Here is a 12,769-nt window from a genome sequence, read left to right on the forward strand (position 1 = left end):
CACAGATGATCCATTCCCCGCGCATCAAATCCGGGTCAATCGGCAAGAAAAAGCCCCGCACAAGGCGGGGCGATTCTGATCAAAATCTGTAGCGCGGCGCTATTTGCTGCGTTGCGCGCGCGGGGTCAGGTGCTTTTTCAGCGCGCCGGCGTTTTTCTTGCGCGTGCCTTTATAGGGGTTTTGATCCCCCTGCCCGCGCATAAACAGCCGGATCGGTGTGCCCGGCATGTCGAAATCTTCGCGCAGCCCGTTCACCAGATACCGCGAATAGCTTTCCGGCAGCTTGTCCGGATGCGAACACATCACAACAAACCCCGGTGGTCGCGATTTCGCCTGGGTCATATAACGCAGTTTGATGCGTTTGCCCTGCGGCGCGGGCGGCGGGTGCTGCTCCAGCATGCCGATCAGCCAGCGGTTCAGCTGGGCTGTGGGCACGCGGCGGTTCCAGATTTCATAGGCCCGCATGATCGCGTCATGCAAACGGTCCATGCCGCGCCCTGTTTTTGCGGACACGGTGATCAGAGGCGCGCCGCGCAATTGCGGCAAGAGGCGCGTAAACGCTTCTTTCAGATTGCGCAGCTTTTCCTGCTTTTCATCCTCGATGTCCCATTTGTTCACCGCAACCACCACGGCGCGCCCTTCGCGTTCCGCCAGATCTGCGATGCGCAGGTCCTGTTGCTCAAACGGAATGGCCGCATCCAGCAAGACCACCACGACTTCGGCAAATTTCACCGCGCGCAGGCCATCGGACACGGACAGCTTTTCCAGCTTTTCCTGCACTTTGGCTTTTTTGCGCATCCCGGCGGTGTCAAAGATCCGCATCGGGGTGCCGTTCCATTCGGTGCGCGAAGAAATCGCATCGCGGGTGATCCCGGCCTCTGGGCCGGTCAGCATTTTGTCTTCACCGAGGATCTGGTTGATCAAAGTGGATTTGCCCGCATTCGGGCGGCCCACCACAGCAATTTGCAGCGGCTTTTCGACGGTGGGCATCGGGATGGCCTCATCGCCCTCCTCAATGTCTTCGTCCACCGAGACATCGGTTTCCGGAGCATGGGCCGCGGTCTGTTTTGCAAATTTTTCTTCAATGGGCAAAAGCTGCCCGTAAAGATCATTCAGCCCCTCGCCATGTTCGGCGGACAAACGAATGGGTTCGCCAAGCCCCAGGGAAAACGCTTCAATCACGCCGGCATCTGCCGCGCTGCCTTCGCCTTTGTTGGCGGCGAGGATCACATGGGCAGAGCGCTTGCGCAGGATATCAGCAAAAACTTCGTCCGTGGGGGTTACACCGGCGCGAGCGTCGATCATGAAAAGGCACACATCCGCCATATCGACGGCGCGTTCCGTCAGGCGGCGCATGCGCCCTTGCAGGGAGTCATCGGTGGCTTCCTCTAGCCCGGCGGTATCAATCACCGTAAAGCGAATATCCCCAAGCCGCGCGTCGCCCTCGCGCAGATCGCGCGTGACACCGGGCTGGTCATCCACAAGGGCCAGTTTCTTGCCAACCAACCGGTTGAACAGGGTGGATTTGCCCACATTGGGGCGCCCCACGATTGCGAGTGTGAAACTCATCTTTCTCTCCAGAGACTCCGAAGGCGTCGCCATACAGGAGTTTTTGCTTAACGGAAAGCGAGCAAATCGCCTTTTTTATTGACCACGTAGAGCGTGCGCCCGGCCACCACAGGGTTCGAGGTCGCGCCACCCGGGATTTCCGTGGTCCGCAGCAGATCCCCCGAAGTAGGATCAAAGCTGCGCATTACCCCGTCAGAGGAGGCGACGATCAACTGTCCCCCGGCCATGATCGGCCCGAAATGTGCATAGCGGCGCACCTGACGGCGCGGACGATCCTTGGTGAAATCAGGCAAGGTCTTGGCCCAAATGCGGGTGCCGCTATTGGCGTCGACCCGCACCAGTTGATTTTGCTCATTCACCAGAAAGACGGAATCGCCCGCAGGCCAGACCGGGCTCAGTGCGCCCTCTTCCAGCGTCCATTTGCGTTCGCCCGTATTCAGATCCAGCGCGACAAGGCGGCCGGAATGATTGGCGACAAATACCGTATCACCGACGATCACCGGATCACCGGAAATATCGCTGATGGTGGACAGCGCCCGGCCCAATCGTTCGCCTTGGATGCCCGCATCCCAGAACCGCAGCCCACCTTTGCGGAAGGCGGTCTGCACTTCGCCTGATCCAAAGGCAAAGACAACAAATTTCTCAGAAACCGCAGGGGCCGAGGGCACCTGAAGGTTGTTCACATCTGGGGTTGAGGACAATTGCCATTCAATGCGCCCGGTGTTCACATCCAGCGCCCAGCCCAGATCATCGCCGGACACAAGATAGACAAGGTCGCCATAAACGGTCGGGGTGCTGTTGCCAGTCGCGCCAAGGCGCTGTTCCCACAGGATGTCGCCGGTGGCGGGGTTCACTGCCAAAAGGCGGCCAAAGCCGTTGGACACAAAGAGCTTGCCGCCCGCGACCGCCAGACCGCCGCCAGACGCATCGGTCGCGCGATCCCCCTCAGGGGTCATATCCAGCGACCAAAGCCGTGCGCCCGACGTTGAGGTCGCGGTCAGAATCGCGGTGCTATCGACGGTAAAGATCCGGCCATCAGCCACCACGGGATCTGTGGAAATGCGTTGGCGGCGCTTGTCACCTTCGCCAATCGACGCGCTCCAGGCCAACGTGGGCGCACTGGACAGCGCAGGATGCGCGGTACGATAGCGCGGCGTGCCAATGCGATGGGTCCAATCGGCATTGCTGCTCTGCGCTGCCAACCGAATGGCGCGGGTTTCCGAAGGCAATTCGATCTGCGGTGCTTGCCCCCGCAGTTCTTCGCGGTCGCCGGTCAGGATCACTTCGCGCTCCGCGCAGCCCGCAAGCAGGCCAGCCACTGCTGCCGCCAATATCCAGTTCTGTGCTGCCACGCCCTGCCCTCCGGTTTTTATGCGCTTATTGAGTCACGCTGAGTTGCGGCGCGGTTTCAGGTTCGCCGCCCAAGGCCACCATCAACTGAGACGCGCGCTGACGCAAGCCTGCAGTCACCTCGGCATCCAATATGATCGCCTGAAGCCGTGTCAACGCAGCCTCTGTTTCGCCCGCCTCAATTTCGATCAGGGCCAGTTGTTCCGACGCCAATAGCGCCAAAGGTTGCCCCGGCTGCGCCATGGCCTCCAGACGGCTGCGACGCAGATCCACGTCCATGGTTTCTGCGCCCAGCGTAAGGGCCTTCAGCTCTGCAATATCACGATAGATCTGTGCGCTGTCGCCGGAATTGGCCAGAAAAGCATCAAGCGCGGCCGCCGCTGCTTCAGCATCGCCTTCGGCCGCTTGCTGCGCGCTCAGCAGATATTGACGGATCACATGGGCCTGCGGGGCCTCAAGCGTCGCATCCTGCAATGCGGTCACGCGATTCGCAGGATCATCCTCAGCCAGCGCATTCAGCAGCGCATCCCCCGAGGCCCGCGCCGCCGCCGTGTCCCGCGACTTCTGGTATTCTCCATAGCTGGCCGCGCCAACAATGCCGACCACAGCAACAACCGCAATCCAACCATATTTCTTCATATAGCCGAACATCTTGTCGCGGCGGACCTCTTCGGTCACTTCATCAATAAAACTGTCGGTGTCGCTCACGGCCCAATCCCTCGTAATTTGCGCCAGTCATAGCGCGAAGCCCTCCGACTGCCAAGAGCACCAAGTGCCCAGCAAGCGCCCTTGAATAAACTAGTTTATAAAACTAAACTAAACCGGACGGTTCAGAATTTTTCGCGGAACCATTGTAAACGTGATCTGAGCCGCTATCTGCGTAGGTAAAAGAAACAAAACTAGGGTCATCCCGATGCGTATCATTCCGCTGGTTATCGCCGTACTGGTTTCGGCATTCATGTATCTGTTTATTATTGAGCGGGACACGCTTCTGGCTTTGGCGTCGACAGATGACACCGCAGCGCAAAGCGAAACGGCCGGTGCCGCCCCAGGAAATGATGAAGGCGATGGCGCAAGCAAAGAGCTGGTGCGTGTTGTCGCGCTGCGCTCTGAGGCGCGCACCATTGACAGCGCGGTTATCGTGCGCGGCGAAACCGAGGCAGAGCGCCAGATTGATGTCATGGCGGAAACCTCGGGGCTGGTTGTGTCCACCCCACTGCGCAAAGGCACCTTTGTTCAGAAAGACCAGATCCTCTGTGAGATTGATCCCGGCACCCGCGGCTCCAGCCTAAACGAAGCGCAGGCGCGTCTGGCCGAAGCGCGCGCTGGCGTCCCCGCAGCGCAGGCCCGTCTGGAAGAGGCCAAGGCCCGCCTTGAAGAAGCGATGATCAACGACAACGCGGCCTCAAAACTGTCGCAAGGCGGGTTCGCCTCTGACACCCGCGTTGCCTCTGCTCAGGCCAACGTGCGCGCCGCCGAAGCCGCGGTGGCATCGGCCACCTCTGGTCTGGAAAGCGCGCACGCCGCCATTCAGTCTGCCGAGGCCCGCGTGGCCTCTGCGCAAAAGGAAATTGACCGCCTGACGGTGCGCGCGCCTTTCGCGGGGCTGCTTGAGACCGACACCGCCGAATTTGGCGCGCTGTTGCAAGCGCAGGGGCCAAGCGGCGCGCATTGTGCCACCATCATCGAACTCAACCCGATCAAACTCGTGGGCTTTGTGCCAGAAACCGAAGTGAACCAGGTGGAACTCGGCGCGCTCGCCGGGGCCCGGCTGGCCAGTGGCGAAGAGGTACGAGGCACCGTCAGCTTTATCTCGCGCGCGGCAGACCCGGCCACTCGCACCTTCCGCGTAGAAGTGGACGTGCCAAACCCGGATCTGCGCATTCGCGATGGTCAAACAGCTGAAATCCTGATCGCTGCCGAAGGCAAATCCGCGCATCTGGTGCCGCAGTCGGCGCTGACCTTGAACAACGAAGGGCGCATTGGCGTGCGCGTCGTGAGCGACACATCGCAAGCCGAATTCGTCGAAGTGGTCGTGCTGCGCGACACGGTGGATGGCATCTGGGTGACGGGCTTGCCCGACAAAGCAGATGTGATTGTCATCGGTCAGGAGTACGTCGTGTCTGGCGTGCAGGTGGAAGCGAGCTATCAGGAGCATAACGAATGATTGGCGTCGTAGATTGGGCAGCCGCCCGCGCCCGCATGGTGCTGGCCTTTATTGTTCTGTCATTGGCCGTTGGCGGCTTTGCCTATTGGAACCTCCCGAAAGAGGGTGAGCCGGACATTGAAATCCCGGCGCTGTTTGTATCGGTGCCCTTCCCCGGCATTTCTGCGGCTGACTCCGAAACGCTGCTTGTTAAGCCAATGGAAACCGAGCTGGCGGATCTGGACGGTCTAAAGAAAATGTCCTCGACTGCTGCCGAAGGTTATGCCGGTGTGGCGCTGGAATTTGAATTTGGCTGGGACAAGACCAAGATCATGGCCGACGTGCGCGATTCCATGAGCACGGCAGAAAGCCAGTTCCCGGCCGGGTTTGACAAATATTCGATCAACGAAATCAACTTTTCAGAATTCCCGATCATCATCGTGAACCTCACCGGACAGGTGCCAGAACGCACCATGTCCAAAGTGGCCGATGCGCTGCAAGATCGGCTTGAATCTCTGGATGCGGTGCTTGAAGCCGGGATCGCGGGCAAGCGCGATGAAATGCTCGAAGTGCTGATCGACCCGCTGCGGCTGGAAAGCTATAATGTGACCGCAGGCGAGTTGATCAATGTTGTGCGCAATAACAACCAACTGATTGCTGCCGGTGAAATCGAAACCGCCCAGGGTAAATTTGCCGTCAAGATCCCGTCGAGCTTTGACGAAGCGCTGGATGTCTACACCCTGCCGGTGAAAACCAATGGCGACCGGGTGGTGACGCTGGGCGATCTGGCGGAAATCAACCTGACCTTTGAGGACCGCGAGGGCACGGCCCGGTTCAATGGCGTCAATACGATTGCCTTGCAGGTCGTCAAGCGCAAGGGCTTCAACCTGATCGATACGGCAGAGCTGGTGCGCCAGACCGTGGAAGAGGCCGCCGCCGATTGGCCGCAGGGGCTTAAAGCCGCTGTCGAGGTTGGCACGTCAAATGACCAAAGCCGCATTGTTGGCTCGATGGTGAGCCAGTTGGAAGGCTCGGTTTTGACAGCCATTGCGCTGGTGATGATCGTGGTGCTGGCCGCCCTTGGCACCCGCGCGGCGCTGCTGGTCGGGTTTGCGATCCCGACGTCTTTCCTTTTGTGTTTTGCGCTGCTTGCGCTGATGGAAATCACCATTTCCAACATTGTCATGTTTGGTCTGATCCTGGCCGTGGGCATGCTGGTGGATGGGGCGATTGTCGTCGTTGAATACGCAGACAAGCGCATTGCGCAGGGCGTTGGCCCGATGCACGCCTATGTCGAGGCCGCCAAGCGCATGTTCTGGCCGGTGGTGTCCTCCACCGCGACCACGCTTTGTGCCTTCCTGCCGATGCTGTTCTGGCCGGGTGTGCCGGGACAATTCATGGGCATGTTGCCGGTCACGTTGATCTTTGTTCTGTCGGCCTCGCTGGTCGTGGCTCTGATCTATCTGCCGGTCATGGGCGGTGTGTCCGGGCGGCTGAGCCGCACGTTCCACAATGCCTCTGTCGCGCTGCGCAAGCGCACCGGATGGATTGTGCGGGCCGCGTTGGTGCCGCCTTCGCTCATCATCATTTATCTGGGCGTCATGCAAGTGCTGAACCCGCAGTTTTTGCTGGGCAGCGCAGGTGCCGACGGCGGCCTTGGCCCCTTTGTGGTTGGGTTCGTGATCTTCATGCTGGGGACTTTTGCCGCCTCGATCACCGTGGATGCGGTGATGTATGAACGCCGCGAGCGCCGCATTCGTGTGGGCCGCAAACTGTCGCCGTTTGGCTGGTTCATCAAGATGATTGCCGGCAACCCGATCATGCCCCTGGTGTCGATCGGTGTGGTCGTGGCTGTAGTCATGTCGGTCTTTTCCTACTTTGGGGCCAACAACAAAGGCGTTGAATTCTTTGTGGAATCCGAGCCGGAACAGGCCATCGTCTATGTGCTTGCGCGCGGCAACCTGTCGCTTGAGCAACGCGATGCGATTGTACGCCAGGCCGAAGACATCGTGCTGGCGCACCCGGGCGTGAAAACCGCCTTTGGCTTTGCGGGCGAAGGCGGGCTCAACAACAACACCGGCGGCGCGCAGCCCCCCAAGGATACCATCGGGCAGGTGCAGTTTGAAACCATCCCATGGGAGGACCGCCCGGACGCGCGAGAACCCTGGTTCACCATTCCGCTGACCGGCATCACCATCAATCGCGCGATCAAGGCCGCTGATTTTGATGGCGATCTGATCATTGATGAATTGAGCGCCGAGCTGGAAAAAATCCCGGGCGCGCGGATCGAAATCCTAGCGGCTGACCGTGGGCCTGCATCGGCCAAACCCGTGCATCTGCGGGTCAAGGGCGACAACTGGGAAAACCTGCTGACAGCGATCGACATCGCGCGCGACAGGTTTGACGCAACCCCGGGGCTGGAGCTGATCGAAGACACCCGCCCCCTGCCCGGCATTGACTGGCAGATCGACGTGGATGTGCAGAAAGCCGGGCGTTACGGTGCCGATGTGGCCACCGTGGGCGCGATGGTGCAATTGGTCACACGTGGCATCCTGCTGGACACTTACACGCCGCAGGGCAACAGCGAAGAGATCGACATCCGCGTCCGCCTGCCCGAGCAGGATCGCGTCTTGTCCACCCTCGACACCCTAAAGGTGCGCACCCAGGATGGGCTGGTGCCGCTGTCCAATTTTATCACCCGCAAACCTGTGCCGAAATTGGCCGAAATCAACCGTGTGGACCAGACGCGCATCTTTGATGTCAAAGCGGGTGTGATGGCGGGACAGGTTCTGCTGCGCAACGCAGACACCGGCGCGGTTGAGCTTGTGTCCGCTGAGGCATGGTCAGATGATGCGGCCCTGAAAGAGGATTATGAGGCGCGCGGCTTTACCGGCGTGCCACTGACCCCCGCAGTCCAGATCGAGACGATCACCAATTGGATTGAGGAAACCGATCCCTTCCCGGCCGGTATTGAATGGGAATGGACCGGCGATCAGGAGGACGAAGCAGAAAGCCAAGCCTTCCTTGCCAATGCGTTCCTGGGCGCGCTGGGGCTGATGTTCATCATCCTGCTGGCGCAGTTCAACAGCTTTTACAACTCTGTGCTGGTGCTGCTGGCGGTGGTCCTGTCAACCACTGGCGTATTGATCGGGATGCTGGTGATGGATCAGGCGTTTTCGATCATCATGACCGGCACCGGCATTGTGGCGCTGGCCGGGATTGTTGTGAACAACAACATTGTTCTGATCGACACCTATCAGGAATACAGCCAGTTCATGCCCCGGATTGAGGCGATTGTGCGCACCGCGCAGGACCGCCTGCGTCCGGTTCTGTTGACCACGATCACCACGATGGCGGGTCTTGCACCGATGATGTTTGGCCTCAGCCTTGATTTCGTTGGCGGCGGCTATTCCATCGACAGCCCAACCGCCTTGTGGTGGAAACAGCTGGCCACTGCGGTGGTCTTTGGTCTGGGCATTGCCACGGTGCTGACGCTGGTCTTTACCCCATCGATGCTGGCGCTGCGGGTCTGGACCTGGACCTATGTCAGCTGGTTGATCCGCCTGTTTGCGCGCCTCTCTAGGGGCCGCGGCAGCCGCGCGGCACAGGACTGGGCGCTGCGCAAGGCGGCGAAAAAGATCAAGGCACCAGAAATCCTTTGGGAAACCGATGGTCATCGCGTAACCTCGGTCCCCAACGCGGAGCCTGACATTAAGGCCGCAGAGTAAGGGGGCAGATGTGACAGCATTGGCAGCCATTACGGAAAAAGAGATCAGGGCGTTCATGGGGACCTACCATGACGCCCTGTCGGCGTTTGACCCGGCCGTGGTGGCCGATTTCTGGCGGTTCCCCTGCGAGTTGGCGACACCACAGGGAAAACGCCATATGTTCACGGCGCAGGAACTGACCACCGAAATGGCGGCAGTGACCCGCCTGTTTGCGTCAAGCCGCATCGCGCATATTGATCGCTTTGTCGAATTTGTGCATCTGACCGGCGCGGATGAGGCACTGGTGATCACCCGCGTTGAGGCGACGTTGAACAATGGCACCGAAGGCCCGCGCTGGACCATGTCCTATATCATGCGACGTCAAAACGAGCGCTGGAAAATCGCGCGCCTCAGCACCAAAGGATTTGCCCTGACCTGGGGCGATGATGCATGCGTCGCCGCTCAGGCGGCAACGCCGTCCTCGCTCAACTGACGGTGCCAAAGCTGGGCATAGCGCCCTTCCTTGGCCAATAGGGCGGCATGAGTGCCCTCTTCGACAATCCGGCCCTCTTCCAGCACGACAATCCGGTCTGCTTCGGCAATGGTCGATAGACGGTGCGCGATGGTGATCACCGTGCGCCCTTCGCCAGCTTGCGCCAAGGCATCTTTAATGGATTGCTCGGTCTCAGTATCAAGCGCGCTTGTGGCCTCATCCAGCAGCAACAATGGCGGGTCTTTCAGCAGCGTGCGGGCGATGCCAACGCGCTGCTTTTCGCCGCCAGAGAGTTTCAGCCCCCGTTCGCCGACCGCCGTTTCATAGCCCTCGGGCAGCGACATGACAAAATCGTGGATCTGCGCAGCTTTGGCTGCGGCGATCACATCCTCTTCGGTGGCATCATCGCGGCCATAGGCGATGTTGTAACGGATGGTATCGTTGAAGAGCACAGTGTCCTGCGGCACCACACCGATGGCGTCATGCAGGCTCTGCTGCGTCACGTCGCGCACATCCTGCCCGTCGATCCGCAGACCACCGCCGCTGACATCATAAAACCGAAACAGCAGCCGCCCGATCGTGGATTTGCCAGAACCAGAAGCCCCAACAATCGCCACGTTCTGGCCGGCCCCAACCGTCAGGGACACACCTTTCAGGATCGGACGCGCCTCGTCATAGCCGAACTCGACATTATCAAGTTCAATGCGCCCGCCATCCACCTTCAGCGGCTTGGCATCCGGCGCATCTGAAATCTCGGCCGGCTGCCCCAGCAGATCAAACATTTCGCCCATGTCGACAAGGCTCTGGCGAATTTCGCGATAAACAGTGCCCAGAAAGTTCAGCGGCATTGTGATCTGGATCATATAGGCGTTGACCATGACAAAATCGCCTACGGTCAAAGAGCCGTTTTCAACCCCCATGGCCGCCATCACCATGACAACCACCAACCCGGCGGTGATCAGGAACGATTGCCCGACATTCAGCCCAGCGAGCGAATAGGCCGTTTTCAGCGCCGCCGCCTCATAACCCTTCATGGAGCTGTCATAACGCGCAGCCTCGCGCGTCTCTGCGCCAAAATATTTGACGGTTTCAAAGTTCAGCAGGCTGTCGATCGCCTTTTGATTGGCGTCGGTGTCCTGGTCATTCATCACCCGCCGCAGTTTCACCCGCCATTCGGTCACCTTGAAGGTAAAGGTCACATAGGCGGCAATGGTGACAATGATCACCACGAGATACCAGACATCGAGCGTGAAATAGAGAATGGCGGCAATCAGCAGCAATTCAAGGATCAGCGGCCCAATGGAAAACAGCATAAACCGGAGCAGGAACTCAACGCCTTTGACGCCCCGCTCGATAATGCGGCTGAGGCCACCGGTCTTGCGCGTGATGTGATAGCGCATCGACAGGTTGTGAATATGGGTAAAGGTTTCCAATGCGAGGCGGCGCAGCGCCCGCTGCCCGACCTTGGCGAAGATCGCATCCCTGAGGTTCTGAAACAGAACCGTCATCAGCCGCCCCATGCCATAAGCCACTGTCAGCCCCACGGCACCCAGCATCAGGACCGAAGTCCCTTCTTCGGCCAGCGTATCCACCGCCATCTTGTAGATCTGCGGCACATAGACCGCGATGGCCTTGGACAGGATCAGCGCCAGCATCGCCAGCACCACCCGACGTTTTACCCAGGGGTGCTCTTGCGGCCAAAGATATGGCGCAACACTGCGCAAAATGTCCCAGCCAGAACGGTTCTTGGCGCGCTCAAGCTCTTCGGGGGATGCGGTCCGCCATTTCTGCATGGATGCTCGCCTCTTTGATTTGGGGGCGCACGCCGCTCGCGCACGTTGCTCAGTAACCTAAGCGCTTGCGCAGCAATGAAAACCCCAATGGTAAATTTTGCGGCGCGCGCCTTAGCGTGGAACGTTGAAAATCTGGCCCGGATAAATCAGATCCGGGTCGCGGATGCGATCTTTGTTGGCTTCAAAGACCTTCACGTATTGAATGCCGTCGCCATAGTATTTCTCAGCAAAGGCCCAAAGCGTGTTGCCCGCCACAACCGTGACAACCACCTGCTCTGTCTCCAGCGCATCTGCCACCGGAGCCAATTCGTCCACCGCCTCGCGTTTGAACGGCGTTTCCAGCCGCGAAATCACTGCGCCCGCCGCATCAACATGATCAAGCCGCAGCGTATAGATCCCCGCGGCCACGTCGTTGAGGGCCAACGCCCAGCTGTTGTCCTCGGCGATCTGCACTTCGCCGGTTGCCGCGTTGTCCAGATAAAGCCGCACAAAGCCGCCGCTTCCGGCGCGCCCGGCAAGATCCACGCTGCCCACATCGGAATAGCTGATGCTATCGAGCGCAATTTCACTGGCGGGCGCGGCCTCTGCAGCAGCGGCCTGCGGGGCCTGCAAAACCCGCACGCCCTCTTTGCTGGTCACGATGACCGCCGGGGCTTGTGCCGGGCTTGCCTCGGCTGCCGCTGGGGGCTCTGTGGGCATATCCGTGGTCACCGATTGCTCGGTCTCTGCAGCGGGTTGAGTGTCTTGGGCCGGTGGTTCTGCGGCCTGCGCAATGTCTGTTTCGCCTTCGGCGCTTGCTGTTTGGGCAGTGGCGCTTGGCGTGCTTTGCGTTTCCCCAGCGGCTGGCGCAGGCGCATCCGCAACTACAATTGCCTCAGCCTGCGTCCCAGCCTCTAGCCCGACGTCTGTCGCGGTCTCGGCCCGTTGCGTCGGTGCCGTGTCATCTGCCTTGTTGTCTGGGGTGTTTTCCGCGGGCGCTGGGGCAACGGGCGCGGGGCTGTCCGCAGCCGGTGCGGCCTCTGCCACCACAACCGGGGTAATCGGCGCGATCATCACGGTTTCATCTGAGGCAACTTCGCTCCCGCCCTGCATTTGAACCAGGCTCAGAACGCGCACTTTATCGCTGGGCGCGATCGACACGAAGCTGGTGAAATTGCCACGCCCGTCGGCGCGTGTTTCACTCAGCACATCACCATCCAGAAGAATGCGAACATCTGCCTCGGCCAGACCTGTGCCCGCAATCAGCGCGGTGCCGTCAGCCTCAACACGTACCACGTCAAAACGCGGCGCTGGGGCTGGGGCTGGGGCGGTCTCTGCCATCTCTGGGGCCGCCTCGGCGGGTTCTGGTTCGGCCAATGCTGGCGCTTCGGCCTCTGCGCTTTCGGGGGCAACAGCAGGCGCGTCGGGTTTGGCCTCTGCGGGTTTGGCGGCTGTCTCTGCCATCGTCTCTTGCGGTTTTTCGACAGCGGTTTCAGCGGGTTGCGCGGCGGGCATCGCTTCTGGCGCGGTCGGCGCTGCGCGGTCAAACACGCCACCGAAATAAAGCCCCGCGATCAGGGCGGCAACGCCGGCAGTGCCCAAAAGAAGTGTTTGCGTGGACAAGAATGTTGCGCTTTTGCTCATGGCTGCCCTTTCCCCAATTCTGGCAGTCGATTTAGTTGAGAGACCGTATCAACTTGGATAACACTGGTCAAAACAGCTTTGAAAAACT

General features: G+C 60.0%; 8 protein-coding genes. 3 read left to right on the plus strand and 5 right to left on the minus strand.

Going from position 1 to position 12,769, the window contains the following annotated elements:
• Positions 1-99: 99 nt before the first annotated feature.
• From der to N6L24_RS09620, 3 genes are read right to left on the minus strand one after another with little or no spacing between them, the layout of a single operon-like run.
• Entirely contained in the window at positions 100-1,569 is a 1,470-nt protein-coding gene (gene der, locus N6L24_RS09610; protein WP_271844466.1) for a ribosome biogenesis GTPase Der, read from the minus strand.
• Between the two features lie 47 nt (positions 1,570-1,616).
• Positions 1,617-2,921, minus strand: a complete 1,305-nt coding sequence (locus tag N6L24_RS09615; RefSeq protein WP_271844467.1) for a PQQ-like beta-propeller repeat protein — start codon at positions 2,919-2,921, stop codon at positions 1,617-1,619.
• A gap of 25 nt (positions 2,922-2,946) precedes the next feature.
• Positions 2,947-3,627, minus strand: a complete 681-nt coding sequence (locus tag N6L24_RS09620; RefSeq protein ID WP_271844468.1) for a hypothetical protein — start codon at positions 3,625-3,627, stop codon at positions 2,947-2,949.
• Between the two features lie 205 nt (positions 3,628-3,832).
• Between N6L24_RS09620 and N6L24_RS09625 the strand changes: the two genes are divergently transcribed.
• Genes N6L24_RS09625 through N6L24_RS09635 form a run of 3 tightly spaced genes read left to right on the plus strand, consistent with a single transcriptional unit; the run spans position 3,833 to position 9,265 of the window.
• Positions 3,833-5,086 (plus strand): efflux RND transporter periplasmic adaptor subunit, encoded by a 1,254-nt coding sequence (locus tag N6L24_RS09625; protein ID WP_271844469.1) that lies wholly within the window; start codon positions 3,833-3,835, stop codon positions 5,084-5,086.
• The gene (locus tag N6L24_RS09630; RefSeq protein ID WP_271844470.1) at positions 5,083-8,793 is read left to right on the plus strand and encodes an efflux RND transporter permease subunit; all 3,711 of its coding nucleotides are present in this window, start codon (positions 5,083-5,085) and stop codon (positions 8,791-8,793) included. Before N6L24_RS09625 ends, N6L24_RS09630 begins: the two co-directional genes overlap by 4 nt.
• A 10-nt stretch (positions 8,794-8,803) precedes the next feature.
• Entirely contained in the window at positions 8,804-9,265 is a 462-nt protein-coding gene (locus N6L24_RS09635; protein ID WP_271844471.1) for a DUF4440 domain-containing protein, read from the plus strand.
• Here the strand turns inward: N6L24_RS09635 and N6L24_RS09640 are convergent.
• Positions 9,235-11,058 (minus strand): ABCB family ABC transporter ATP-binding protein/permease, encoded by a 1,824-nt coding sequence (locus N6L24_RS09640; RefSeq protein ID WP_271844472.1) that lies wholly within the window; start codon positions 11,056-11,058, stop codon positions 9,235-9,237. The genes N6L24_RS09635 and N6L24_RS09640 overlap by 31 nt on opposite strands.
• Positions 11,059-11,169: 111 nt before the next feature.
• The gene (locus N6L24_RS09645) at positions 11,170-12,681 is read right to left on the minus strand and encodes a LysM peptidoglycan-binding domain-containing protein (RefSeq protein ID WP_271844473.1); all 1,512 of its coding nucleotides are present in this window, start codon (positions 12,679-12,681) and stop codon (positions 11,170-11,172) included.
• Positions 12,682-12,769: the final 88 nt, after the last annotated feature.

It is taken from the genome of Cognatishimia sp. SS12 (assembly GCF_028369055.1).
GTDB lineage: Bacteria > Pseudomonadota > Alphaproteobacteria > Rhodobacterales > Rhodobacteraceae > Cognatishimia.

Coding starts and splice junctions, on each gene's coding strand:
- N6L24_RS09640 (WP_271844472.1), bottom strand. CDS start 11,058: ATGCAGAAATGGCGGACCGCATCCCCCGAAGAGCTTGAGCGCGCCAAG.
- N6L24_RS09625 (WP_271844469.1), top strand. CDS start 3,833: ATGCGTATCATTCCGCTGGTTATCGCCGTACTGGTTTCGGCATTCATG.
- N6L24_RS09645 (WP_271844473.1), bottom strand. CDS start 12,681: ATGAGCAAAAGCGCAACATTCTTGTCCACGCAAACACTTCTTTTGGGC.
- der (WP_271844466.1), bottom strand. CDS start 1,569: ATGAGTTTCACACTCGCAATCGTGGGGCGCCCCAATGTGGGCAAATCC.
- N6L24_RS09630 (WP_271844470.1), top strand. CDS start 5,083: ATGATTGGCGTCGTAGATTGGGCAGCCGCCCGCGCCCGCATGGTGCTG.